Below are 24,674 nucleotides of genomic sequence, written 5' to 3'. Positions count from 1 at the left end.
CCACCACTGCCATGAGCATGGACCTGCAACGCTTCCACGCCACCTTCTTCGAGGAGAGCCGCGAAGGCCTCGACGCGATGGAGGCTGGCCTGCTGGCCCTGGAATCGGGGCAGCAGGACGCGGAGATCATCAATTCGGTGTTCCGCGCCGCCCACTCGATCAAGGGCGGCGCCGGCACCTTCGGCTTCGATACGATCGCCGGCCTGACCCATGTGCTGGAAACGCTGCTCGATGAGCTGCGCGCCGGCAAGCGGGCGCTGGAAGGCCACGCCGTCGACGCCATGCTGTCCTCGGTGGACGTGCTGCGCGCCCTGCTGCGCGAAGCCGAGCACGGCCAGGCCGCAGACCCCGCCGCCGTCGCTGCGGTGAAGGCACGCCTGGAAGCCGTGCTTTCCGGACAGGCCGCGCCGAGCGCCCCGGCCGCTCCCGCAGCCAAGGTGGACGACACGCCGGAAGCCTGGCAGATCGGCTTCACCCCCGCGCCGTCGCTGTTCATGAGCGGCAACGACCCGCTGCGCATCATCCGCGAACTGGAACACCTCGGTTCGCTGCAGGTGGCCGCGCGCATGGAACGCCTGCCCGGCTTTGCCCAGCTCGACCCGCTCGAGGCCCACCTGGCGTGGGACCTGGGCCTGGTCGGCAAGGTGCCGCGCAGCAAGATCGAAGACACCTTTGCCTGGGTGCTGGACGACTGCGAACTGGACATCCGTCCGGCCGCACCGCCGAGCCTCGCCACCCAGGCGCACCCTAGCGCCGCCCCTTCCAGCCCCGCGCCTTCGGCACCGTCCTCCCCCGCTGCACCGGCCGCCAGCACCAACGCGCCCCAGGAAGCGGAAACCTCGATCCGCGTCAGCGTCGACAAGGTCGATGCGCTGATCAACCTGGTCGGTGAACTGGTCATCACCCAGGCCATGCTCAAGCAGGTCTCGCACGCGCTGGATCCGGTCCACGCCGAGAGCCTGTTCGCCGGCCTGGACCAGCTGGAACGCAACACCCGCGACCTGCAGGAAGCGGTGATCGGCGTGCGCATGCTGCCGGTCGACGCAGTGTTCCGCCGCTTCCCGCGCCTGGTCCGCGACCTGTCCAGCCGCCTCGGCAAACAGGTGCGCCTGCGCACCGTCGGCGAAGGCACCGAACTGGACAAGGGCCTGATCGAGAAGATCGCCGATCCGCTGGTGCACCTGGTACGCAACTCGATCGACCACGGCCTGGAAATGCCCGACGTGCGTCGCGGTGCAGGCAAGGACGAGACCGGCACGATCACCCTGGCTGCATCGCACCAGGGCGGCCACATCGTCATCGAAGTCAGCGACGACGGCCGCGGCCTGGATCGCGCCAAGATCCTGGCCAAGGCCACCGAGCGCGGCCTGGCCGTGCCGGACAACCCGACCGATTCGCAGGTCTGGGACCTGATCTTCCAGCCCGGCTTCTCCACCGCCGATGCGGTCACCGACCTGTCTGGCCGCGGCGTTGGCATGGACGTGGTCCGCCGCAACATCCAGGCGCTGGGCGGCGAAGTGCAGATTGAAAGCAGCCTCGGCGCCGGCACCCGCACGCTGATCCGCCTGCCGCTGACCCTGGCCATCCTCGATGGCATGACCGTGGCCGTGGCCGGCGAAACCCTGATCCTGCCGCTGGCCTACGTGCTGGAAGCACTGCAGCCGCAACCGGAGGACATCCGCAGCATGGCCGGCGAAGGTCGCGTGCTGCGCGTGCGCGGCGAGTACCTGCCGATCCTCTCGCTTACCGAGTACTACGGTTACGGCAGCCGCCGCGCGAACAGCGAATCGCTGGTGGTGGTGGTCGAAGGCGATGGCCAGAAGATCGCGCTGGAAGTTGACGAGCTGGTGGGCCAGCAGCAGGTGGTGGTGAAGAACATCGAGAACAACTACCGCCGTATCGGTGGGGTGTCCGGTGCCACCATCCTCGGCGATGGCCGCGTGGCCCTGATCGTCGACATCGGCGGCCTGGTGCGCTCGCTGCGGATGCCGCAGGCCGCCTGACCTACCGCGCCGCGTTTTATCCGGAACCGCCGCCCGCAGGGGCGGCGGTTTTCGTTTGCGCGCGCTTCAATCGCGCTGACCGCATTGTGTGACATTGGTCGTGCCAACGGTCGCACTTGAAACCAGCTGCGCGGGCCAGGGCGATGGCACTGCAACGCTTTCCGCATGGGCTTGCCGGGCTAGGGACTGTGACATTGATCGTAAAGTCCTCTGGTCTGACGCCGCTATCTGTCTGTGACGGCGGTCACTATCAAGACGCCCAGCCACGCCGTTACGCATTGCCCCTTCCCAGGCCGCCCGCGCGCGGCTCCACTGTCACCTGGAGCATTTCATGAAGTGGTTCCACGATCTGCCCATCGCCCGCAAGCTGGCGCTGGGTTTCACTTTGACCACCCTGATGACGGTGGTCCTAGGCGTGTTCGCGCTGCTGCGCCTCTCCGAAGCCAATGCACAGCTGGGCTCGATGGCGACCAACGACATGCCCTCTCTGCAGCACCTGGGCGAGGCGCGCTCGCTGCTGGGCGAGTTCCGCACTTACGAAATGGCACTGCTGACGATGCTGGACCAGCCTGACCGGGTTGCCGACTACAACAAGCGCATGGATGACACCGCGCAGACGGTACGCGATGAGTTGGCGGCCTACGCCGTCATTCCTGCAAGTGACGCCGAGCGTGCGCTGTTCACGCCGGTGAAAGCCGACGTAGATGCCTATTTCGCTGCCAACGCCAGGCTGCGTGAAGCAGTGAACAGCGGCGACGCCGCGCTGGCCCAGCAGATTTCCGACGAGCAATCGCGGCCGGCACGACGCAAGGCGTTCGATGACCTGAAGGCTCTGAGCGGATTTCTCAGCAAGCAGATGCAGGGCAAGATCGAGGGCGCCAACGCCACCCACCGCAACAGCATCATCGCCGTGGTCAGCTGCGTGGTACTGCTGTCCCTGCTCGCAGCCGCGCTGGCCATCGTCATCTCGCGCGCGGTCACCGGCCCGCTGGGCAAGGCGCTTGCCGCCATCCAGGCCGTCGCTCGCGGCGATCTCAGCGTCAACACCCAGGCCACCAGCCAGGATGAAGCCGGTCGCATGCTCGCCGCAACCAGCGAGATGACCACCATGCTGCGCCGCTTCTCCGAGCAGACCCAGCTGATGGCGCAGATGCATGCCGGCCCGGACATCAGCCATCGCATCCCTGAAGATTTCCCCGGCGTCTACGGCCAGCTGGCCGGCGGCATCAACACGGTGATCTTCGAACACCTCGATGCGATCGTCGATGCCATTGACGTACTCAACCAGTATGCCATCGGCAATCTGACCCCGGACGCACGCCGCCTGCCCGGCAGCCGCGCGATCCTGCACGAATCGATGGATGCGGCCAAGGCCAGCCTGCTGGCAATCAACACCCAGATCCAGCAGCTGGCCGCGGCAGCGGCGGCCGGTGACTTCAGCCAGCGCGGTGACGCCGAGCGGTTCCAGCACGACTTCAAGCTGATGATCGAGCACCTCAACACCATGATGCAGGTGGCCGATAGCAACCTCGGCCAGCTCTCGCAGCTGCTGCAGTCGATCGCCGCCGGCGACCTGACCGCGCGCATGGACGGACAGTTCAACGGCGTGTTCGCGCGCATGCGTGACGATGCCAACACCACCGTTGCACAGCTGACCCAGATCGTCGGCCAGATCCAGGCCAGCGCTTCCAGCATCACCCTGGCCGCCGGCGAAATCGCTTCCGGCAACAGTGACCTGTCGCGCCGCACCGAGCAGCAGGCCGCCAACCTGGAAGAAACTGCCGCGTCGATGGAGGAACTGACCTCCACCGTGCGCCAGAACGCCGAACACGCCCGCCAAGCCAACCAGCTTGCCATCGGCGCGCACGGCGTCGCCTCGCAGGGTGGCGAGGTGGTCGGCCAGGTCGTCACCACCATGTCGGCCATCGAAGCCTCCTCGAAGAAGATTGCCGAGATCATCTCGGTCATCGACGGCATCGCCTTCCAGACCAACATCCTGGCGCTCAACGCCGCGGTGGAAGCCGCACGTGCCGGCGAACAGGGTCGTGGCTTCGCCGTGGTCGCCAGCGAAGTGCGCACCCTCGCCCAGCGCTCCGCAGCCGCCGCCAAGGAGATCAAGGGCCTGATCGACGATTCGGTCGGCAAGGTCGCCGAAGGCTCCAGCCTGGTGCATCAGGCCGGCAGCACCATGGGCGAGATCGTCGCCTCGGTGCAGCGCGTGACCGACATCATGGCCGAGATCTCCGCTGCCTCGCAGGAACAGTCGGCCGGCATCGAGCAGGTCAACCAGACCGTGGTGCAGATGGACGAAACCACCCAGCAGAACGCTGCACTGGTGGAGGAAGCCACTGCTGCGGCACGTGCGATGGAAGACCAGGCCGTGCAGCTGGGCGAGGCCGTCGCCCGCTTCCGGCTGGCATCGCAGGGCTCTACCGTGGCACCGGCACGACTGGCCACCGCGCCGCAGCCGCGCCAGGTCGCCGCCACCCTGCCCATCACCAAGGCGGTACCGTCGCGCCCACTGCGCACATCGGCCGCGCAGCCGGCGCTGGCTGCAGAAGGTGATTGGCAGGAGTTCTGAGGACACCGGGGTCGGGTCCCTCTTCCATGAGAGAGGGCTCTGGTCCCATGCAGGAAGAGAGCCAGGGGTCAGATCCCATTCTTGCGGGAAAGGGATCTGACCCCTTATGCATGGAAAGTGATGCAATTCTCACTTCATAATCCGGTGCAGAAGCCGATACCCCCATCGAGCCTGCGCCAACGCGTGCTGGCGCCCGCCCCAGACCACAGATTCCATGTCCGACGGCCACGACACTGAATTGCACGAAGTCCATGCGGCTGACGCCGCCGACGAACGCTTCCTGGTCCGCAACCCGCGCCAGTTGCGCCAGCTGCTGCGCTCGCTGATCGAGCAACGCTCGCTGATCAATGCGCACATCGACGGCCGCGACCGCTCGTTCCCGACCGCCCTGCTCGATCTGGACGAGGATGAGGACTATCTACTGCTCGATGGCAGCCCGCAGGAAGCCTCCAACCGCGCCGCCGAGCAGTCCGACCACCTGCTGTGCTTCGCGCAGCTCGAAAGGGTGCTGGTGCGCTTCCGCCTGCACGCGCTGCAGCGCGTGGACAATGACGGCCACGTCGCCTTCCGCGCGCCGCTGCCGGACGAGCTGGTGCACCTGCAGCGCCGCGAACTGTACCGGCTTGAGACGCCGGTCACCGATTCACCGCAGCTGCTGCTGCCCGCCGGTGAAGCCCGTGCCGAGGCACTCTCCATGCGGGTGGTCGACATCAGCGGCGGCGGCCTCGCCGTGGTCGTGCCCACCGACTGCGCGGTGTTCAGCCTGCAGAAGCGCTACCCGGCGCAGCTGTCGCTGCCCGATGGCCCGGACCTGGATATCGCGCTGGTGGTCTGCAATCTGCTGCCGCAGCGCCAGCCCAACGGCATCGAGGTCAAGCGCGTGGGCATGCGCTTCGACACGCTGCCGCGCGGCGCCGACAGCGCCATCCAGCGCTACATCTTCCGCATCGATCGCCAGCGCAAAGCCCGCCGCAACGGCGAGATGTAGGCACGTTCCATGGGGCAGTGCCGGCCGCTGGCCGGCGCTACCGATCGCCAGCGGACCACGCCATGCGCGGATGCCGTTCCCCAGCACCTAAAGTCCCCCACCATGGGGCCGATATCGAGCCTGACACCGGGACTTCCGGCAGAACCAGGACCCCTCGATGAACGACAAGACCAGCCCCGCCGCCAGCGCCGGTGGCGAATTCCTCAGCTTCACCCTCGGTGCCGAGCACTACGGCGTGGACATCCTCAAGGTCCAGGAAATCCGCGGCTATGACGCGGTGACCCGCGTGCCGGACGCCCCCGACTACATCAAGGGCGTCATCAACCTGCGCGGCACCATCGTGCCGGTTATCGACCTGCGCCTGAAGCTGCGCCTGGACAACGCCCGCTACGACGCCTTCACCGTGATGATCGTGCTCAACGTCGACGACCGCGTGGTCGGAATCGTCGTCGACAGCGTCTCGGACGTGATCCCGCTGTCGGGCGAACAGATCCGCCCGACCCCGGAATTCGGCGCCGCAGTGGATACGCGCTTCATCTCCGGTATTGGCACCCAGGACGACCGCATGCTGATCCTGCTGGACATCGAAACCCTGCTCGACAGCGCCGACATGGGCCAGGCAGCCGTTGCCGAAGACGTTGCCGCCTGATCGAGCGGACCTGCTTCACGTTCTGGTCACAAAGCCCTTCAGTTCCCCGCGGCGGTGCCGATAGGGGGACAGAAGCCGGTCGCGCAGGAGCGCGCAGGACCGGAACGACCATCACCATCCCCGGAGATACACCTCGATGAAGTCCCTGCTTGCGTTCGTTTCGGCCGCTGTCCTGGCCACCACCGCCTCCTCCGCGTTTGCCCAGGCGGCCGACATGATCCCGCCGGAACTGGCCCCACGCGCGGTCGGCAAGGACGGCATGGTCTGCGGCAAGGTCGAGAAGGCCCGCTACGCAGAAGGTTCCGAAGGTCAGCCGACCTTCCTGTACATGGGCGGCGCCTTCCCGCGCCACACCTTCTCGGCACGCATCGCTGGCGAGAACCGCAGCAAGTTCTCCTTCCCGCTGGAAACCCTGGAAGGCAAGACCGTTTGCGTGATCGGCAAGATCCAGCGCGACGCCTCGCGCGCTGAAATCGAAGTCAGCTCGCCGGCCGGCCTGAAGCTGGCCAACATCAAGTAATCCGCTGTCCGTCGAACCACGCCGGAGCTTTTGCCGGCGTGGTTTCTGCCGCAACCGGGCCCGACGCCCGGACGCGTCTGCCTTAGGAGATCGCAACGCCCATGCCGTGGATCAACAACCTGAAACTGATGCCGAAGCTGCTATTGACCTTCGGCGTCCTCCTGCTGGTGATGCTGCTGCAGGGCATCGTCGCCTATCGCGGACTGCATTCGCTGAACAACGTCACCACCGAGCTGGCAGGTTCTCGCATGGAGAGCATCCGCATGGCCGGCGAGATGCGTGGCATGCTGGGCGAGTACCGCAATGCGGCCTACCAGCAGCTGATCCGCGCCAGCGATGACGTCAAGTCTGACGCACGCAAGCAGGCGGCCGATCTGCGCGCCAGCATGGACAAGTCGATCAAGAGCTACCCGGCACTGATCGACAACGCGCAGCAGAAGGCGCTGTTCGACACCTTTGCCAAGGAATGGAAGGACGCCCTGGCCTCCTATGACAGCGTCACCGAGATGCTGGAACTGGACTTGCCGGACGACGCCATCGATACCTTCGTCGGCGAAACCCGCACCAAGCACCGCAAGGCCGCTTCGGCGCTGGAGAACCTGATCGCCGAAGACAACCGCCTCGCCCGCGCCTCGCGCGAAGAGGCTGCATCCACCTATTCCGCCTCGGCCGTGCTGACGGTGATCGCCCTGCTCGGCGGCGCTGCGCTCGGCCTGGTACTGGTGTGGCTGTTCGCCCGTGCCCTGGTCGGCAGCGTGCGTGGCGCCGTGTCGGTGGCCAACGACGTGGCCGGCGGCAAGCTCGATGGCCACATCGATGTCAGCCGCCAGGACGAAGTCGGCGAGCTGATGCAGGCCATGCAGCGCATGCAGCGCGACCTGCGTGAACGCATTGAAACCGACCAGGCTGTTGCCCGCGAAAACCTGCGCATCCGTACCGCGCTGGACTACAGCTCGACCGGCGTCTACCTGACCGACACCAGCAACACCATCGTCTACAGCAACCGCGCCCTGCAGCAGACCCTCACCCAGTACCAGGACGAGGTGCGCCGCGACCTGCCGGAGTTCGATGCCCAGGCCTCGCTGATCGGCAAGCCGGTCACTGTGCTGGAACACCACGGTGAAATGGACCAGACCCTGCTGGGCAACCTGAAGGCGCACGGCGTGGCGCGTCGCCCGATGCAGTACGGCGACGCCCAGTTCGCCCAGGTCGTGTCGACCATCCGCAACGAGGACGGCGACACGGTCGGATACGTGGTGGAATGGCGCGACCGCACCCAGGAAGCCATGGTCGAAGCCGAAGTGGCACGCGTCATCGCCCAGGCCGCAGCCGGCGACCTGTCCGGTCGCATCGATGCCAGCGACAAGGAAGGTTTCTTCCTGCAGCTGGCCCAGCAGATCAACGGCCTGCTCGACGCCAACGCCGGCAGCATCGAACAGATCTCCGGCCTGCTTGCCGCACTGTCGCAGGGTGACCTGACCGTGCGCATGCACGGCGACTACCAGGGCGTGTTCGCCCGCATGCGCGACGATGCCAATGCCACCGCCGCGCAGCTGAGCGAGATCGTCACCCGCATCAAGCAGTCCAGCCGTGCGATCAGCTCTGCCGCCGGCGAGATCGCCTCGGGCAACAGCGACCTGTCGCGCCGCACTGAGCAGCAGGCCGCCAACCTGGAAGAAACCGCTGCCTCGATGGAGGAACTGACCTCCACTGTGCGCCAGAACGCCGAGCACGCCCGCCAGGCCAACCAGCTCGCCATCGGCGCGCATGGTGTCGCCTCGCAGGGGGGTGAAGTGGTCGGCCAGGTCGTCACCACCATGTCGGCCATCGAAGCCTCCTCGAAGAAGATCGCCGAGATCATCTCGGTCATCGACGGCATTGCCTTCCAGACCAACATCCTGGCGCTGAACGCCGCGGTGGAAGCCGCACGTGCCGGTGAGCAGGGCCGCGGCTTCGCCGTGGTCGCCAGCGAAGTGCGTACCCTCGCCCAGCGCTCGGCTGCTGCCGCCAAGGAGATCAAGGGCCTGATCGTAGATTCGGTCGGCAAGGTCAACGACGGTTCGGCACTGGTGCACAAGGCAGGCGCGACCATGGGCGAGATCGTCGCCTCGGTGCAGCGCGTGACCGACATCATGGCCGAAATTTCCGCCGCTTCGCAGGAGCAGTCGGCCGGCATCGAGCAGGTCAACCAGACCGTGGTGCAGATGGACGAAACCACCCAGCAGAACGCCGCGCTGGTGGAAGAAGCCACCGCTGCCGCGCGTGCGATGGAAGAACAGGCCGGCCAGCTCAGCGAGGCGGTGTCGATCTTCGTTGTCGACGAAGCCGATACCGTGGTTGCGCCGCCGCGTATCGTGGCCCCGGCCCCGCGTGCTGCTGCACCGGCAGTACCGGCCCCGGCTGCCCCGCCGGCCCGCCGTACCGCGGGTGGTCGCCCAATGGCCGCCGAACTGGCGGACGGAGACTGGCAGGAATTCTGATGCCTGCCTGATCTGACGGACGAAGACGCCCCGGCCCCGCGCTGGGGCGTTTTCGTTTACGGGGTATCTGGACATCCAGCCAACGGCGAAGCCCCTCGGGGTGGTCGGCAGAAGCGCTGGGTTACTGAGGGTTGGCCGGGAGGGTGGGCTGCGCAGGGGACGCCGTGAATACGTCCCTGAAGGCTCGGGCGCGCCATCCATGGCGCTTACGCCCCTGCGCAACCCACCCTCCCGGCCACGGACAGTTTGCGTGCGCGTCCACCCCGGATTGAAGAAGGAAGAGCAAGAGCAACAGCAACAGCTGCCAGGCAGGACCGTTGGCGCCATGGGTGGCGCCATCGAGCCCCAGGGGTGAGGGCGCTTTGCTTGCGAAGCACTGCTTCGCAAGCACCCGAACGCACAGCCGCCAGCGGCTGGGCCGGACCGCGGAGTGGGGTTTACGGCGTGTCCTTCCTGCCCACCCCGGCCCAGCCACCTACTGACAATCCAGCGCCGACCAACTGCTGTTGCTGTTGCTTCAGAACCAGCCTGCCGCAGGCAGCGCCGCAGACGCCGCTGCACGGAAACCTGAATACGCTCGAACACCGCACCTCAATCCCCCGCCCGCGCGGCCGATAACGGGGTTGCCACGGCGTATCCCGTCGCTGGCCGGCTCGGCGACGCCCGCCTGTTTCAACCTGGTCCTGCTCGATGAATCTCCTGCATCGCTGGCAACACTACTTCAGCAATCTCTCCGTCCGGCGCAAGCTCAATCTGCTGACGCTGCTCATCGCGCTCGGCGTGATCGCGCTCTCGGTGATCGCCGCCCGCATGCAGTACCTGGACCTTACCGAGACCCGCAAGACCGCGCTGAAGACCCAGGTAGAACTCAGCTACGGCATCCTCCAGCACTACCACCGCCTGGCCGGCACCGGCGAGCTCAGCGAAGCGGCCGCCAAGAGCGCCGCACTGCAGGCGCTGGAATCGATGCGCGCCGAGAACGATACGTACTACTTCAACATCTACGACACCGGCTACCACCTGCTGATGCACCCGTTCCGCAAGGACCTGGTCGGCAAGGACATGAAGGACTTCCGCACCGACGACGGCGTGCGCATCTATTACGACCAGGTCGAAGCGGCCAAGGCCGGCGGCGGCTTCGTCAACTACCGCTGGGCCAAGCCCGGCAGCCAGGGCGACGTCGAGAAGGTGGCCTACGCCGGCCTGTTCGCGCCCTGGAGCTGGGTGGTCAGCAGCGGCGTCTACATGGATGACGTGCAGAAGCAAGCCCTGGTGTTCACCGCCATCATGGCGGTATCCGGTGGCGTACTGGTGCTGATCGTGCTGGCCCTGAGCTGGGTCATCGGCAACCGCATCGCGCGCCCGCTGAAGCAGGCCACCGCCGTCGCCGAAGGCATCGCCAACGGCAGGCTGGACAGCCACATCGGCCCGCAGCCGCACGACGAACCCGGCCGCCTGCTCCACGCCATGTCCGGCATGCAGCAGCAGCTGCATGCGGTGATCGGCGGCCAGCGCGAGATGGCCCGCCGCCACGATGGCGGCGAATTGAGCTACCGCATCGACGCCAGCGCCTTCCCCGGCGAATACGGGCTGATGGTGCAGGAAACCAACACCCTGGTCGGCAGCCACGTGCAGACCCTGCACGATGTGCTGGAGGTGGTGCAGCAGTACGCCGTCGGCGACCTCAGCCGCGACATCGCGCGCTATCCAGGCGAGAAGGCGGCGATGACCACCACGGTCGACACCGTCAAGGCCAACCTCGGCCTCATCAATGCCGAGATCAAGCAGCTGGCGAGTGCCGCCGCCGAAGGCGATTTCAGCCGCCGTGGCGACGCGCAGCGCTTTGATCACGATTTCCGCCTGATGCTGGAAAACCTCAACGCCATGATGGCAGTCAGCGATGACAACCTCGGCAAGCTGTCGCAACTGCTGTCGGCCATCGCCGAGGGCGACCTGACCGCGCGCATGCACGGCGATTACCAGGGCGTGTTCGCGCGCATGCGTGACGACGCCAACGCCACCGTCGCGCAGCTGACCCAGATCGTCGGCCAGATCCAGGCCAGCGCCTCCAGCATCACCTTGGCCGCGGGCGAAATCGCCTCCGGTAACGGCGACCTGTCGCGCCGCACCGAGCAGCAGGCCGCCAACCTGGAAGAAACCGCCGCGTCGATGGAGGAACTGACCTCCACCGTGCGCCAGAACGCCGAACACGCCCGCCAGGCCAACCAGCTCGCCATCGGTGCGCAGGGTGTCGCCTCGCAGGGGGGTGAAGTGGTCGGCCAGGTCGTCACCACCATGTCAGCCATCGAAGCCTCGTCGAAGAAGATTGCCGAGATCATCTCGGTCATCGATGGCATCGCGTTCCAGACCAACATCCTCGCGCTGAACGCCGCGGTGGAAGCCGCCCGCGCCGGTGAACAGGGCCGTGGCTTCGCCGTGGTTGCCAGCGAGGTGCGCACCCTCGCCCAGCGCTCCGCTGCTGCAGCCAAGGAGATCAAGGGCCTGATCGATGATTCGGTCGGCAAGGTCAACGACGGCTCGGCACTGGTGCACAAGGCCGGCGCGACCATGGGCGAGATCGTCGCCTCGGTGCAGCGCGTGACCGACATCATGGCCGAGATCTCCGCCGCTTCGCAGGAACAGAGCGCTGGCATCGAGCAGGTCAACCAGACCGTGGTGCAGATGGACGAAACCACCCAGCAGAACGCCGCGCTCGTGGAGGAAGCCACGGCCGCCGCGCGTGCAATGGAAGACCAGGCAGGCCAGCTGGCCGATGCCGTGGCGATCTTCCGCCTCGACAACCAGGTTGCCGCTGCAGTAAAGGCTGCGGCCGCACGCGTGGAGCCGGCGCGCAGCACCACCGTGGCGCATCCGCAGACGGCCAGCACGCCCGCGCCGGCCCGCCGCAGCACCTTCGTCGCCAGCGACAGCGACTGGCAGGAATTCTGAGACCCACCCGCGGTGGCTCCGGCCACCGCCCTCGCCGATGGACACGTCCCCAGTGCAAAGTCCTACTCCCATCGTCACCGGCCCGCGCGAATTCGAGTTCGCCGACCGTGATTTCCGCCGCGTCTGCGACCTGATCTATCAGCGCGTAGGCATCGCCCTGGCGCCGGCAAAGCGCGACATGGTGTATGGCCGCCTGTCGCGCCGCCTGCGCACGCTGGGCATGCGCAGCTTCCAGCAGTACCTGGACCATCTGGAACAGGAAGACGGCGATGAGTGGCAGGCGTTCACCAACGCACTGACCACCAACCTGACCTCGTTCTTCCGCGAGCCGCACCACTTCGACAAGCTGCGCGAAGAGCTGCAGCAGCGCTCGAGCCGCACGCCGCTGCTGTTGTGGTCGTGCGCCGCCTCCACCGGCGAAGAGCCCTACTCGATGGCAATTACCGCCTGCGAGGCGTTCGGCACGCTGAAACCGCCGGTGCGCATCGTCGCCACCGACGTCGATACCCAGGTGCTGGCCACCGCTGGCCGCGGCGTCTACAACATCGATCGCGTCGCCAACCTCGACCCCGACCTGCGCCGCCGCTATTTCCAGCGCGGCAGCGGCCCCAACGAAGGCCAGTGCCGCGTGCTGCCGGCGCTGCGCGAGCTGATCGAGTTCCGCCCGCTGAACCTGCTCGCCCCTCGCTACGACGTCGGCGGCCCCTTCGATGCCCTGTTCTGCCGCAACGTGATGATCTATTTCGACAAGCCAACCCAGCGCGCCATCCTCGGCCGCCTGGTGCAGCATCTGGCCGATGACGGCCTGCTCTACACCGGCCACTCGGAGAACTACCTGCACGCGGCCGACCTGATCCAGCCCTGCGGGCGCACCCTATACCGCCGTGCGGCAAAGGCAGGCGCATGAACGCCGCCCTGCGTACCGACGATGTGATGCGCTACCAGGACGCGCGCTTCAAGACCATCGCCGCCAAACTGCTGCCGACCCAGTACCTGGTGGTCGATGACACCACCGCGCTGACCACCACCCTGGGTTCGTGCGTGGCGGCCTGCCTGCGCGACCCGGTGCTGAAGATCGGCGGCATGAACCACTTCCTGCTGCCGGAAGGCAACGCCGGCGACGGCGCGCCCGCGCGCTACGGCAGCTATGCGATGGAACTGCTGATCAACGACATGCTCAAGCGCGGCGCGCACCGCAAGCGCATCGAGGCCAAGGTGTTCGGCGGTGCCAACGTGCTCAAGGGCTTCACCAGCAACCCGGTCGGCACCCGCAACGCCGAATTCGTGCGCCAATACCTGCAGGCCGAGCACATCCCGATCGTCGCCGAGGACCTGTGCGGCATCCATCCGCGCAAGATCTGGTTCTTCGCCGATACCGGCCGCGTGGTCGTGCAACGCCTGCCGCATGCGCACGAAGCCGAAGTCGCCGCCACCGAGTCGGCGGTGCGTGCACGCCTGTCCAAGGCCCCGGTCACCGGTGGCGTGGAGCTGTTCGAATGACCCTGACCGGCAACGCCCCCTGCCGGGTCCTGATCGTCGACGACTCCGCCGTCGTGCGCCAGATGCTTACCGAGATTCTGTCCAGCGATCCGTCCATTGATGTGGTCGGCACCGCCGCCGACCCGTTGCTGGCGCGCGAGAAGATCAAGCGCCTGGCCCCGGATGTGATCACGCTGGACGTGGAAATGCCGCGCATGGATGGACTGGCATTCCTCGAAAACCTGATGCGCCTGCATCCCCTGCCGGTGGTGATGATTTCTTCGCTGACCGAACGTGGCGCCGACACCACCCTGCAGGCGCTGGCGTTGGGCGCAGTGGATTTCGTGTCCAAGCCCAAGCTCGATGTGGCGCGTGGCCTGCAGGGCTACGCCGACGAGATCATCGCCAAGGTGAAGATGGCGGCGCGCTCGCGGGTACGCCCGCTGGTGCGGGCCGCCGCACCGAAGCTCCTGCTGGACGCAGCTCCCGCGCTGCGCCCGGCCGCGCCGCAGTTCCGCACCACCGACCGTCTGATCGCGATCGGCTCGTCCGCCGGTGGCACCGAAGCCCTGCGCGTGGTGCTGGAAGGCCTGCCCGCCGATGCGCCTGCGGTGGTGATGACCCAGCACCTGCCGGCCAGCTTCAGCAGCGCGTTCGCCGAACGCCTGGACCGCCACTCGGCGATGGCCGTGCGCGAGGCCAGCGACGGCGAAGCGGTGCTGCCCGGCCACGCCTACCTGCCACCGGGCGGCAAGCACCTGCGCATCATCCGCGATGGTGCGCGCTGGCGCTGCCGCGTCGACGATGGCCCGGCAGTGAACCGGCACAAGCCAGCGGTGGACGTGTTGTTCCGTTCGGTCGCGCAGAGCGCCGGTGGCAATGCGATCGGCGCCATCCTCACCGGCATGGGCGACGACGGCGCGCGCGGCCTGCTGGAAATGCGCCAGGCCGGCGCCCCCACGCTGGTACAGGACGAAGCCACCAGCGTGGTCTGGGGAATGCCGGGAGCAGCGTTCAAGCTGGGCGCAGCCGAAGAACAGGTCCCGCTGGAGCGCATCGCCGAACGCCTGCTCGCCCTTGCCCGCAGCTGACACGAAGTGGATCCACGCCACGCGTCGATGCCTTTGTAGCGTCGAGCCACGCTCCACTCGTCGCGCATCACGCAACCAGTTCACCCGGCAAACAAAAACCCCCGGCGAAAGCCGGGGGTTTTCACTTACCGCATCAGGCAGCAACCGTCTTGGCCACGTCCTGGTATTCCTCGATCTGGTCGAAGTTCATGTAGCGGTAGATCTCCGCACCGCTCTGGGCGATCACGCCCACATCGGCCATGTACTCTTCCTTGGTCGGGATGCGGCCCAGACGCGAGCAGATCGCGGCCAGCTCGGCCGAACCCAGGTACACGTTGGTGTTGCGGCCCAGACGGTTCGGGAAGTTGCGGGTCGAGGTCGACATCGCGGTGGAGCCTTCGCGGATCTGCGCCTGGTTGCCCATGCACAGCGAGCAGCCCGGCATTTCCATGCGTGCGCCGGTGGCGCCGAAGGTGCCGTACACGCCTTCCTTGGTCAGCTCCGAAGCATCCATCTTGGTCGGCGGGGCCACCCACAGGCGGGTCGGCAGGTCGCGCTTGCCTTCCAGCAGCTTGGCAGCGGCACGGAAGTGACCGATGTTGGTCATGCACGAACCGATGAACACTTCGTCGATCTTGGCGCCGGCGACTTCGGACAGGGTCTTCACGTCGTCCGGGTCGTTCGGGCAGGCCACGATCGGCTCATGGATGTCGGCCAGGTCGATCTCGATCACGGCGGCGTATTCGGCGTCGGCATCCGGTTCCAGCAGCTCCGGGTTGGCCAGCCACGCTTCCATCTTTTCGATACGGCGCTGCAGCGAACGCGGGTCCTGGTAACCCTCGGCGATCATCCACTTCAGCAGCGTGATGTTGCTGGTCAGGTACTCGATGATCGGTTCCTTGTTCAGGCGCACCGTGCAACCGGCCGCCGAACGCTCGGCCGAGGCGTCGGACAGTTCGAACGCTTGTTCGACCTTCAGCTCCGGCAGGCCTTCGATTTCCAGGATGCGGCCGGAGAAGATGTTCTTCTTGCCGGCCTTGGCCACGGTCAGCAGGCCCGACTTGATGGCGTACAGCGGGATCGCGTTGACCAGGTCACGCAGGGTCACGCCCGGCTGCATCTGGCCCTTGAAGCGCACCAGCACCGATTCCGGCATGTCCAGCGGCATGACGCCGGTGGCCGCAGCGAAGGCGACCAGGCCCGAACCGGCCGGGAACGAAATGCCCACCGGGAAACGGGTGTGCGAGTCACCACCGGTACCGACGGTGTCCGGCAGCAGCATGCGGTTGAGCCAGCTGTGGATCACGCCGTCGCCCGGACGCAGCGAGACGCCGCCACGGGTCGAGATGAACTCCGGCAGGGTGTGGTGGGTCTTGACGTCCACCGGCTTCGGGTACGCCGCGGTGTGGCAGAACGACTGCATCACCAGGTCGGCCGAGAAGCCCAGGCAGGCCAGGTCCTTCAGCTCGTCGCGGGTCATCGGGCCGGTGGTGTCCTGCGAGCCGACCGAGGTCATCTTCGGTTCGCAGTAGGTGCCCGGGCGCATGCCCTGGCCTTCCGGCAGGCCACAGGCGCGGCCGACCATCTTCTGCGCCAGCGAGAAGCCCTTGCCGGTGTCGGCCGGCTGCACCGGCAGGCGGAACAGGTCGGTCGGGGCCAGGCCCAGCGCTTCACGCGCCTTGCCGGTCAGGCCGCGGCCGATGATCAGCGGAATGCGGCCACCGGCACGCACTTCGTCGAACAGCACTTCGCTCTTAACTTCGAACTCGGCGATCACTTCGCCGTTCTTCAGTGCCTTGCCGTCGTACGGACGCAGCTCGACCACGTCGCCGTGCTCCATCTTCGACACGTCCAGCTCGATCGGCAGGGCGCCGGCATCTTCCATGGTGTTGTAGAAGATCGGGGCGATCTTGCCGCCCAGGCAGACGCCGCCGGCGCGCTTGTTCGGGATGAACGGAATGTCATCGCCGGTCCACCACAGCACGCTGTTGGTGGCCGACTTGCGCGAGGAACCGGTGCCGACCACGTCGCCGACGTAGGCAACGAGGTGGCCCTTGTCCTTCAGGTCGAGAATCTGCTGGATCGGGCCGCGCTTGCCATCTTCTTCCGGGGTGAACGGCGCGTCGTCACGCTTGTTCTTCAGCATCGCCAGAGCGTGCATCGGGATGTCCGGGCGGGTGGTTGCGTCCGGTGCCGGCGACAGGTCGTCGGTGTTGGTCTCGCCCGGCACCTTGAACACGGTAACGGTCAGGCTCTGCGGCACTTCCGGGTTGCTGGTGAACCACTCGGCGTCGGCCCAGCTCTGCAGCACAGCCTGGGCATTGGCGTTGCCGGCCTTGGCCTTTTCCTGCACATCGTGGAACGCATCGAACACCAGCAGGGTCTTCTTCAGGCCGTTGGCGGCGATGGTGCCGACGCTGGCGTCGTCCAGCAGCTGCACCAGCGGGGCCACGTTGTAACCGCCGAGCATGGTGCCCAGCAGCTCAGTGGCGCGCTCGCGGCTGATCAGCGGATTCTGCTCGCTGCCCAGCGCGATCGCGGCCAGGTACGACGCCTTGACCTTGGCTGCGTCATCGACGCCGGCCGGCACGCGGTGGGTCAGCAGGTCGAGCAGGAACTCGGCCTCGCCCTGCGGCGGGTTCTTCAGCAGTTCGATGACATCGGCCGTCTGCTGCGCGCTCAGCGGCAGCGGCGGGATGCCAAGCGCAGCGCGCTCGGCGACGTGGTGGCGGTAGGCTTCCAACATGACAACTCCCGGGTAATGCGTAGGTTGAAATAACAAAGTGGGCTCAGGCGTGCGGCACGATCAGCTTCAGGCCCTTGAAGTAGTCGCGGTAAAACGTATCGTTCCAAGTGATCAGGCCATCGCACTGCAGCAGTGCGTGGGCGCCGACCATGAATTCGTCCAGGCTGCGGCGGCTGCCGCTGCGCTGGCGGTGGCGGCGGTGCATCTCGCCGGCGCGCAGCGCCGACTTGGCCTCCATCGGGTTGAAGTGCACGCCCATTTCTTCCAGCGCTTCAAGCACCTCGGCGCCGCCGCGCAGCGAGGCGCACACTTCTGCCAGGGTCGCGCCGCAAACGACCACGCGGCCGCCGACCAAGCTCTGGCGCAGGATGGCTTCCACCGCATCGGCCTGCGGGCCATTGCTGAGCAGTTCGACCAGCACCGGCGAATCGACGGCGATCATCACCGATCAGTCCTCGTCGCGTACCGAACGCACGGCCGCGTCGGACGATTCGAAACCGTCCAGCGCGAACTTGCCGCGCGCCCGCGAAATGGCATCGTCAACGCTCTTGCGCAGAATGATCCGGCTGCCGTCCAGCTCGACCTTCAGCAGCGTGCCCTTGGTCAGGCCGAGGGCATCACGCACCGCCTTGGGCAGGGTGATCTGTCCGCGTTCTGCAACAGTGGCTTCCATGGGTAGGCCCTCTTCGGTATGCACGAATTATACATACCGAAGGGTCCATACCGCCAGCCATGTACCTAGAACGCCACCTGCAGGCGGGTATTGAAGGTCGTGCCTTCGTCCCAGCCCTGCCCGCTGCCGCTGCGGTTTCGGGTCTGCCAGCGGATCGCTTCAAACATGACGCGACTGTAGTCGTTCAGGTACCAGTTCATACCCACCGTCCAGGCATGGCCGGTTCCGCCGCTGGGCAGCTCGGCGTAATCCACGTCCTCATACCGCGCCTTCAGCTCCCAGGCACCGGCGCCTCCGTCGGTCACCGGATCGGACACCTTCACCTTGCCCCAGGTGCCCGCCTTGCCGGAGTACGCCGGTAGCGCGCCCGCCAGGAACCAGCCAGCGGAAACCGCCCAGGCCTGGTGGTCCAGGTCATAGCGGCCGCTGGCGTCGACCCCGCGCAGGTTGCGCGTGCCCCATTCGCCGGTGGCCCACGCCGGGCCGAAGAACCCGGCCGCTTCCAGCCCATAGGCCGTGCTGCGCTCGGCGCCCACCAGCGTGCCCGGGGCGATCTTCACCAGATCGTTGAAGTGCCCGGCGATGGCCGAGCTGCGCAGCACGCCGCTGGCGCCGGCGGCGATCTCCTCGTGGAATGCCCACGCGCCGAGGTGCACGGTGGCCGCTTTGCTCGCCACCGGATTCCAGTGCACGCGCGTGGCCCAGGTCTGGCTGTCGTTGTCGGTGCCAGCGTTGTTCAGGTCGTTGCCCGCCACCGACACGCTGGCATGCCAGCCCTTGCCATACACACGCTCGGTCAGGCCGACGCCGAACAGGCCGCGCTGCGGCAGCATCAGCGTGCCGACCACATTGCGGTCCTGGAACGGGGTGTTGGACGTGCTGCTGGAGCCGTCGATGCCACGGTCGTTCAGCCGGTTGCCCACGGTCAGGTCGGCGGGCAGCCCGAACAGGCGGTGGTCCACAGTCGCGTAGACCGATTTCCAGGCCACCGCGTTGTCGGCGAAGTCGCCCTCGACCACCCAGCCGAGGATGCCGTAGCGGCCCTCGGCCCCAAGGCGTACCGAGCGGATCTCGGTACCGGAGATGTTGCGGTCGGCCACCGACGAGCCGTCGGTACTGGAGCCATCGACGAACAGGCGGCCGCGCGGGCGGAAGGCCACCTTGCCATCGGCGCTGCTGAATTCCGGCGCGCCCTTTGTCCAGGACACCTTGGGCGACTTGGACTGGCTCGACTCCAGCGCGGCCACCCGGGTCTCAAGCGCAGGCGCCGCTGCCGCAAGCGGGGCAGCGGCGGCTCCCTGCCCGCCCTCGACGGCGCGCAGACGGGCTTCAAGCTGCTGGATCTGCAGCGCCTGCTGCTGCACCAGCGCCGAAAGTTCGGCTTGGCTCAACGGGGCCGGGGCGGACTGTGCCCCGGCATGGCCGTTGGCCAACAGCAGGCCGAGCGCGACCGACAGCGCTGCGCGGGGCAGCACGGTGTGCGTGTTCATGGATTCTCTCTCCGGCCAGCCGGCCCCCTGGCCTGGCGCTGGCCTGTTGCGGTGGTGCGGGGGAAGATCGGGGGAGGCAGCGCGCGCCGCCGGATCGGCCCGGCGGCGTGGCATGCGGGCTCAGCGCAGCGCGGTCAGCTGGTGGCCTGTGCCTGGGCGTTGGGGCGCCAGGTGATCAGCTTGTTCTCGACCAGGTCGAGCAGGGCATCAATGACCAGCACGAAGGCGGCCAGGATGATGATGCCGGCAAACACGCCCACGGCATTGAAATTGCCCTCGGCCTGCGCGATCAGGTAGCCCAGGCCTGCCGAGGCACCCAGGTATTCGCCAATGATGGCGCCGACCACGGCAAAGCCCACCGAGGTACGCAGCGAGGACAGGATCCAGCTGGCGGCCGCGGGGAAGTACACGTGGCGCAGCAGGTCACTGCGGCCCGCACCGAGGATGCGCGCATTGGCCAGCACCACCGGGTTCACTTCGCGCACGCCCTGCATGGCGTTGAAGAACGTTGTGAAGAACACCAGGGTCACCGCCAGCGCCACCTTCGACCACAGACCCAGGCCCAGCCAGAGCACGAAGATCGGAGCCAACACTACGCGCGGGATCGCATTGAAGCCCTTGATGAAAGGATCGAGGATGCGCGCCGAGCGCCGGCTCAGGCCGAGCCACACACCGCCTGCAACGCCCAACCCCGTACCGATGAGGTAGCCCAGCGCGGTTTCGGTCAGGGTGATGTACACGTGCTGGTAGAACGAGGTATCCGACAACCAGTTCCACGCCTGCTGGGCGATGGCGGTGGGCGCAGGGAAGAAGAACGGGTCGATCCAGCCCAGCGCGATGCCGCCCTCCCAGCCGCCGAATACGGCGATGACCAGTGCGATCTGGATGAAACGGTCAGTCTTGGCGTGCATAGCTCTTCTCCACTTCGCCGCGCAGGCAGGCCCAGATGTCGCGGTACAGGTCGGTGAAACGTTCGTCGAGCTTGATCTCGGCTACGTTGCGGGGGCGTTCCAGGTCCACATCGAAGCTGCGCACGACCCGGCTGGCCGGGCCGGAAGACAGCACCACCACGCGGTCACCCAGGGCGATGGCTTCCTCCAGGTCGTGGGTAATCAGGATCACCGAGCGGCGATCCTCCTGCCACAGGCGCAGCAGCTCGTTCTGCATCAGGTGGCGGGTATGGATGTCCAACGCCGAGAACGGCTCGTCCATCAGGATCACCTTCGGCTCGACGATCAGCGCCTGCGCCATCTGTACGCGCTTGCGCTGGCCACCGGACAGCTGGTGCGGATAGCGGTGCTCGAAGCCGGCAAGGCCGACCTTGGCCAGCCACGCGTTGGCCTTGGCCTTGCGCTCGGCCTCGGGCACGCCACGGAAACGCAGCCCCAGCTCGACGTTCTGGTAGGCGGTCTTCCACGGCAGCAGCGCATCCTGCTGGAACAGGTAGCCAACCGACTCCTGCACGCCGTTGACCGTGCGGCCATCGATGGCCACGTCACCGGACGAGGGCTTGAGCAGCCCTGCCACGGAATTGAGAATGGTGCTTTTGCCGCAGCCGGTGGGGCCGACGATCGCGAGGAATTCGCCGTCGCCCACCTGGATGTCGACATCGCGCACGGCGGTGAATTCGCCGAAGGACATGGTCACCTTGTTGATGGCAACCATGGTCTGTGCAGGCTCCAGCTGCGGCGCGCCGTTGAGTTGGCGCACGGTGGCGTTGAGGGCCATGGGGTTACCTCCGCTTAACGTTGGGCAGCCGGCGTCGCAGCGTGGGCACGCTCGACGAAGGCATTGGTGTAGGTCCTGGACAGGTCGATGTCAGCGTTGGCGACATCCTTGTTGAACTCGCGCAACACCTTCAGCGGCGTCTCCAGATCGGCCGCGGTGAAGTGGCCGTCGGTGGTGAAGATCGCGCGTGCGTTTTCCACGGCACGCGCATAGGTGGCGCGGTCGCCGGAGACATAGCTGTCCGGCAACGCGGCGACGATGTCCTCGGCACTGTTGTCGGCGATGAACTTCAGGGCCATCTGCTCGGCACGGGCGATCTTCTCGGCCGCTTCCGGACGCTGCTCCAGGAAGCTGCGGTTGGCATACATCACCGAGGTCGGATACAGGCCACCGTAGACCTGACGTGCGCCCTCGTCACTACGTGCATCGATGATGATCTTCCCAACCTTGCGCTCGGTGATCAGGGTGGCGGCCGGGTCGTAGTTGACCAGCAGGTCGATCTTGCCCTGTTCCAGCGCCGCGACAGCCGCCGCGCCCGAGCCGACGCCGATCAGCGAAATGCTGTCCACCGGAATGTCATGCTGGGCCAGGAAATGGCGCACGAAGAAATCCGACGACGAGCCCGGCGCCGTGATGCCGACCTTCTGTCCCTTGATGGTGGCCGGGCGTGCCGGGTCGAACGTCGCGTCATCGCGCCCGGCCATCACCAGGCCGGAGTTGCGCGACAGCAACACGAAACCCACCACGTCCTTGTGCTTGGCCTGCATCTGGATGGTGTGGTCATAGAAGCCCACTGCCACATCGGTGGAATTGGCCACCAGCGCCTGCAGCACCTTGGAACCGCCCTGGGCGAAGTTCTCGGTCTTCACGTCAAGACCGACCTCCTTGAAATAGCCCTTGGCATCGGCAATGAAGAACGGCAGATTGTTGAGGTTGTAGGACCCCACGCTGATCCGCACCGGCGCGGTGTCGGCACTGCCGCCGGCGGTGCCCTGTGCTTGGGCCCCCTTGTTACTGCACCCGGCCATGGCCAGGCCTGCCGCGCACAGTGCGGCCATGAACATCTGCTTGTACATCATCCCTCCCAGGAGTGAAGCATCTACGTTGTGGTGGCCGACCGCGCGCGGCTGCGCGGGCCCGACCGGTTTCAGGTCATGCCGCTGAAGTCCATTGGCGGGCTTGGGTGGAACAGATCTCGGGGGTTGCGGGCGAGGTCGCGAACACGCGGCCTTCGAACAGGCGGCGGGCGGTACGGACCACGCTGGCAACCACCGGCGCATCGTCCGAGCTGCGGCTCAGGCTCACGTCCAGCGCCCCGCTCGGATGTTCGAGAGTAATGCTCCCGGGCAGGCCCAGGCATCCGACGAAAGTGTTGGCCAGCGTGCCTGGAGTGACTGCGGCGGTGGCCAGGCCAACCGCACCGGTGATGGCCAGCGCCGTATGGCACTGCTGCGGCATGAAATAGCGCACCTGCAGATGGCCGCCGTGCTGCGGCGCAGAAAGCAGCACTGGCTTGGGAATCACCTTGTTGCCGGCATCGGCGATCCCCATCCGCGCACCAGCTTCAATGCGCATTGCCTCCAGCCGTGCGAGCAGGACCCCATCCGCATTCAGTTCGGCCGGCGACGCATCGCCGCGCACCCCCAGGTCCTCGGCGCGCACCAGCATCATCGGCATGGCGCAGTCGATCAGGCTCACCGCCACGCCATCGATGGTGTCCTGCGCGTGGCCACTGGGCAGCAGCTTGCCGGTGCGGGCACCGGCCGCGTCCAGGAACGACAGCCGCACCGGCGAGGCCGAGCCCGGCGCGCCGGCAATCCGCGTATCGCCGCGGTAGACCACCTCGCCGCCCGGCGTTTCCACCGTCGCCACGATCAGCTTGCCGGTGTTGACGTTGAAGATGCGCACCCGCGTCTGCGGGTCCTGCGCCTGTACCAGGCCGCGTTCGATGGCATACGGGGCGACTGCGGCCAGCATGTTGCCGCAGTTGGGCGAGGTGTCCACCACCTGCTGCTCTACCCGCACCTGGGCGAACAGGTAGTCCACGTCGGCGTCGTCGCGACTGGACCGGTCGATGATCGCCACCTTGCTGGTCAGGGCGTTGCCGCCGCCAATACCGTCGATCTGCAGCGGGTGGCCCGAGCCCATCACTTCCAGCAGCAGCCGATCGCGCTGGGCGATGTCCGCCGGCAGGTCGGATGCCAGGAAGAAGGGGCCTTTGGAGGTACCGCCGCGCATGAGGACACAGGGAATGCTGAGCAGATCGTTGGCCATACGTGTGCTAGATTGATGCGTATAGGGGATGAATACCCCCTCTGTGATTCGATACTGGCATGACGCCGATTGATCTGTGAATTGCTGATTTTTTGATGATTGATACCCAATGAGCATCAATTGCGAAATCCTCGACCTCCGCGCTTTCCTTCTCGTGGCGGAAACGCGCAGCTTCCATCGGGCCGCAGAAAGCCTGCACGTCTCCCAGCCCGCCCTCAGCCGCCGCATCCAGAAGCTGGAGCAGGCTGTCGGCTCGCCCCTGCTGGAGCGCACCACGCGCAGCGTCAGCACCACTGCCGTCGGTGAGAACCTGCTGCCACTGGTGCGACGCATGCTGGAAGAATTCGATGGCTCGCTGTTCTCACTGCGCGGCCGCGAAGACACCCGCGGCGCCACGGTGACCATCGCCTGCCTGCCGACGGCCGCGTTCTACTTTCTGCCCAGCGTCATGGCGCGCTTCCACGAAGCACACTCCAACGTGCGCTTCCGCATCCTCGATATTCCGGCCACCGAAGGCCTGCAGGCGGTGGAACGCGGTGAAGTGGAATTCGGCATCAACTTCATGGGGGCCAACGATCCCAACCTGGATTTCGACGTCCTGGCTGAAGATCCGTTCGTGCTTGCGTGCCGCCGCGACCATCCGCTGGCCCGCAAGCGCAAGGTGGAATGGGCCGATCTGGCCCAGCACCAGCTGATCACCGTGCATCGCACCAGCGGCAACCGCACCCTGCTGGACGGCGCACTGGCGCGCGAGAACCTCAAGCTCAGCTGGCATTACGAGGTGACCCACCTGTCCACTTCGCTGGGCATGGTCGAAGCCGGAATCGGCGTGTCGGTGCTGCCGAAGATGGCCACCCCTGATGGCGACCACCCGATCCTGGTGACCCGTCCGATCGGCAACCCGGTGGTTTCGCGCACCATCGGCATCGTGCGCCGTCGCGGTGCCCTGCTCTCGCCCACCGCCGAACGTTTCCTGCAGATGCTGATGAGCCAGTGGCGCGGCGAACCGTGACATCAGCACTACATACAGCCCTGTAACCTTGC

The 24,674-nt window shown here is 66.7% G+C and carries 19 protein-coding genes; 11 read left to right on the top strand and 8 right to left on the bottom strand.

The window, feature by feature from the left end; genetic code table 11:
- Positions 1 to 11 precede the first annotated feature (11 nt).
- From QZ853_RS13800 to QZ853_RS13755, 10 genes are all read left to right on the top strand, one after another.
- Positions 12 to 2,003, top strand: a complete 1,992-nt coding sequence (locus QZ853_RS13800; RefSeq protein WP_295574247.1) for a chemotaxis protein CheA — start codon at positions 12 to 14, stop codon at positions 2,001 to 2,003.
- A gap of 331 nt (positions 2,004 to 2,334) precedes the next feature.
- Positions 2,335 to 4,584 carry a methyl-accepting chemotaxis protein gene (locus QZ853_RS13795; protein WP_295574245.1) on the top strand — a complete coding sequence of 750 codons (2,250 nt, stop codon included), beginning with the start codon at positions 2,335 to 2,337 and terminating at the stop codon, positions 4,582 to 4,584.
- A 214-nt stretch (positions 4,585 to 4,798) separates the two neighbouring features.
- The gene (locus tag QZ853_RS13790; protein ID WP_295574243.1) at positions 4,799 to 5,572 is read left to right on the top strand and encodes a flagellar brake protein; all 774 of its coding nucleotides are present in this window, start codon (positions 4,799 to 4,801) and stop codon (positions 5,570 to 5,572) included.
- Between the two features lie 157 nt (positions 5,573 to 5,729).
- Positions 5,730 to 6,221: a chemotaxis protein CheW gene (locus tag QZ853_RS13785; RefSeq protein WP_295574241.1), complete on the top strand. Its 492-nt coding sequence runs from the start codon at positions 5,730 to 5,732 to the stop codon at positions 6,219 to 6,221.
- 136 nt (positions 6,222 to 6,357) lie between these two features.
- A complete protein-coding gene (locus tag QZ853_RS13780) occupies positions 6,358 to 6,741 on the top strand; it encodes a hypothetical protein (protein WP_295574239.1) in 384 nt (127 codons plus the stop codon).
- A gap of 101 nt (positions 6,742 to 6,842) precedes the next feature.
- Entirely contained in the window at positions 6,843 to 9,221 is a 2,379-nt protein-coding gene (locus QZ853_RS13775; protein WP_295574237.1) for a methyl-accepting chemotaxis protein, read from the top strand.
- A gap of 690 nt (positions 9,222 to 9,911) precedes the next feature.
- Positions 9,912 to 12,170 carry a methyl-accepting chemotaxis protein gene (locus QZ853_RS13770; RefSeq protein WP_295574233.1) on the top strand — a complete coding sequence of 753 codons (2,259 nt, stop codon included), beginning with the start codon at positions 9,912 to 9,914 and terminating at the stop codon, positions 12,168 to 12,170.
- Between the two features lie 37 nt (positions 12,171 to 12,207).
- Positions 12,208 to 13,077 (top strand): CheR family methyltransferase, encoded by an 870-nt coding sequence (locus QZ853_RS13765; RefSeq protein ID WP_099554771.1) that lies wholly within the window; start codon positions 12,208 to 12,210, stop codon positions 13,075 to 13,077.
- Entirely contained in the window at positions 13,074 to 13,670 is a 597-nt protein-coding gene (gene cheD / locus QZ853_RS13760) for a chemoreceptor glutamine deamidase CheD (RefSeq protein ID WP_295574231.1), read from the top strand. The genes QZ853_RS13765 and cheD overlap by 4 nt, the downstream gene beginning before the upstream one ends.
- Entirely contained in the window at positions 13,667 to 14,740 is a 1,074-nt protein-coding gene (locus QZ853_RS13755) for a chemotaxis response regulator protein-glutamate methylesterase (protein ID WP_295574226.1), read from the top strand. The genes cheD and QZ853_RS13755 overlap by 4 nt, the downstream gene beginning before the upstream one ends.
- Before the next feature lie 133 nt (positions 14,741 to 14,873).
- Here QZ853_RS13755 and acnB read toward each other — a convergent pair whose 3' ends face one another.
- The 8 genes from acnB to QZ853_RS13715 all read right to left on the bottom strand — a co-directional run bounded on the left by acnB (position 14,874) and on the right by QZ853_RS13715 (position 23,630).
- Positions 14,874 to 17,465: a bifunctional aconitate hydratase 2/2-methylisocitrate dehydratase gene (acnB, locus tag QZ853_RS13750; protein ID WP_295574224.1), complete on the bottom strand. Its 2,592-nt coding sequence runs from the start codon at positions 17,463 to 17,465 to the stop codon at positions 14,874 to 14,876.
- A gap of 43 nt (positions 17,466 to 17,508) precedes the next feature.
- The gene (locus QZ853_RS13745; RefSeq protein WP_010482492.1) at positions 17,509 to 17,907 is read right to left on the bottom strand and encodes a type II toxin-antitoxin system VapC family toxin; all 399 of its coding nucleotides are present in this window, start codon (positions 17,905 to 17,907) and stop codon (positions 17,509 to 17,511) included.
- A gap of 6 nt (positions 17,908 to 17,913) precedes the next feature.
- The gene (locus QZ853_RS13740; protein WP_008268694.1) at positions 17,914 to 18,138 is read right to left on the bottom strand and encodes an AbrB/MazE/SpoVT family DNA-binding domain-containing protein; all 225 of its coding nucleotides are present in this window, start codon (positions 18,136 to 18,138) and stop codon (positions 17,914 to 17,916) included.
- Between the two features lie 65 nt (positions 18,139 to 18,203).
- The gene (locus QZ853_RS13735) at positions 18,204 to 19,628 is read right to left on the bottom strand and encodes a porin (RefSeq protein WP_295574217.1); all 1,425 of its coding nucleotides are present in this window, start codon (positions 19,626 to 19,628) and stop codon (positions 18,204 to 18,206) included.
- Between the two features lie 134 nt (positions 19,629 to 19,762).
- Positions 19,763 to 20,539, bottom strand: a complete 777-nt coding sequence (locus QZ853_RS13730) for an ABC transporter permease (protein ID WP_295574214.1) — start codon at positions 20,537 to 20,539, stop codon at positions 19,763 to 19,765.
- The gene (locus QZ853_RS13725) at positions 20,523 to 21,356 is read right to left on the bottom strand and encodes an ABC transporter ATP-binding protein (RefSeq protein WP_249844102.1); all 834 of its coding nucleotides are present in this window, start codon (positions 21,354 to 21,356) and stop codon (positions 20,523 to 20,525) included. Before QZ853_RS13725 ends, QZ853_RS13730 begins: the two co-directional genes overlap by 17 nt.
- 14 nt (positions 21,357 to 21,370) lie before the next feature.
- Positions 21,371 to 22,432, bottom strand: coding sequence for an ABC transporter substrate-binding protein (locus tag QZ853_RS13720; protein ID WP_295574210.1), 1,062 nt, complete (start codon positions 22,430 to 22,432; stop codon positions 21,371 to 21,373).
- A gap of 76 nt (positions 22,433 to 22,508) precedes the next feature.
- A complete protein-coding gene (locus QZ853_RS13715) occupies positions 22,509 to 23,630 on the bottom strand; it encodes a 4-oxalomesaconate tautomerase (protein WP_295574323.1) in 1,122 nt (373 codons plus the stop codon).
- Between the two features lie 109 nt (positions 23,631 to 23,739).
- Between QZ853_RS13715 and QZ853_RS13710 the strand changes: the two genes are divergently transcribed.
- Positions 23,740 to 24,642, top strand: a complete 903-nt coding sequence (locus tag QZ853_RS13710) for a LysR family transcriptional regulator (RefSeq protein WP_295574207.1) — start codon at positions 23,740 to 23,742, stop codon at positions 24,640 to 24,642.
- Positions 24,643 to 24,674: the final 32 nt, after the last annotated feature.

Source organism: uncultured Stenotrophomonas sp. (assembly GCF_913778665.1).
Lineage (GTDB): Bacteria > Pseudomonadota > Gammaproteobacteria > Xanthomonadales > Xanthomonadaceae > Stenotrophomonas.
This window is presented reverse-complemented; position numbering and strand designations above follow the sequence as displayed.

What these genes read in the sequence shown, in the direction of transcription:
- QZ853_RS13800 (WP_295574247.1), top strand. Translation starts at nt 12, where the DNA reads ATGAGCATGGACCTGCAACGCTTCCACGCCACCTTCTTCGAGGAGAGC.
- QZ853_RS13795 (WP_295574245.1), top strand. Translation starts at nt 2,335, where the DNA reads ATGAAGTGGTTCCACGATCTGCCCATCGCCCGCAAGCTGGCGCTGGGT.
- QZ853_RS13790 (WP_295574243.1), top strand. Translation starts at nt 4,799, where the DNA reads ATGTCCGACGGCCACGACACTGAATTGCACGAAGTCCATGCGGCTGAC.
- QZ853_RS13785 (WP_295574241.1), top strand. Translation starts at nt 5,730, where the DNA reads ATGAACGACAAGACCAGCCCCGCCGCCAGCGCCGGTGGCGAATTCCTC.
- QZ853_RS13780 (WP_295574239.1), top strand. Translation starts at nt 6,358, where the DNA reads ATGAAGTCCCTGCTTGCGTTCGTTTCGGCCGCTGTCCTGGCCACCACC.
- QZ853_RS13775 (WP_295574237.1), top strand. Translation starts at nt 6,843, where the DNA reads ATGCCGTGGATCAACAACCTGAAACTGATGCCGAAGCTGCTATTGACC.
- QZ853_RS13770 (WP_295574233.1), top strand. Translation starts at nt 9,912, where the DNA reads ATGAATCTCCTGCATCGCTGGCAACACTACTTCAGCAATCTCTCCGTC.
- QZ853_RS13765 (WP_099554771.1), top strand. Translation starts at nt 12,208, where the DNA reads ATGGACACGTCCCCAGTGCAAAGTCCTACTCCCATCGTCACCGGCCCG.
- cheD (WP_295574231.1), top strand. Translation starts at nt 13,074, where the DNA reads ATGAACGCCGCCCTGCGTACCGACGATGTGATGCGCTACCAGGACGCG.
- QZ853_RS13755 (WP_295574226.1), top strand. Translation starts at nt 13,667, where the DNA reads ATGACCCTGACCGGCAACGCCCCCTGCCGGGTCCTGATCGTCGACGAC.
- acnB (WP_295574224.1), bottom strand. Translation starts at nt 17,465, where the DNA reads ATGTTGGAAGCCTACCGCCACCACGTCGCCGAGCGCGCTGCGCTTGGC.
- QZ853_RS13745 (WP_010482492.1), bottom strand. Translation starts at nt 17,907, where the DNA reads ATGATCGCCGTCGATTCGCCGGTGCTGGTCGAACTGCTCAGCAATGGC.
- QZ853_RS13740 (WP_008268694.1), bottom strand. Translation starts at nt 18,138, where the DNA reads ATGGAAGCCACTGTTGCAGAACGCGGACAGATCACCCTGCCCAAGGCG.
- QZ853_RS13735 (WP_295574217.1), bottom strand. Translation starts at nt 19,628, where the DNA reads ATGAACACGCACACCGTGCTGCCCCGCGCAGCGCTGTCGGTCGCGCTC.
- QZ853_RS13730 (WP_295574214.1), bottom strand. Translation starts at nt 20,539, where the DNA reads ATGCACGCCAAGACTGACCGTTTCATCCAGATCGCACTGGTCATCGCC.
- QZ853_RS13725 (WP_249844102.1), bottom strand. Translation starts at nt 21,356, where the DNA reads ATGGCCCTCAACGCCACCGTGCGCCAACTCAACGGCGCGCCGCAGCTG.
- QZ853_RS13720 (WP_295574210.1), bottom strand. Translation starts at nt 22,432, where the DNA reads ATGTACAAGCAGATGTTCATGGCCGCACTGTGCGCGGCAGGCCTGGCC.
- QZ853_RS13715 (WP_295574323.1), bottom strand. Translation starts at nt 23,630, where the DNA reads ATGGCCAACGATCTGCTCAGCATTCCCTGTGTCCTCATGCGCGGCGGT.
- QZ853_RS13710 (WP_295574207.1), top strand. Translation starts at nt 23,740, where the DNA reads ATGAGCATCAATTGCGAAATCCTCGACCTCCGCGCTTTCCTTCTCGTG.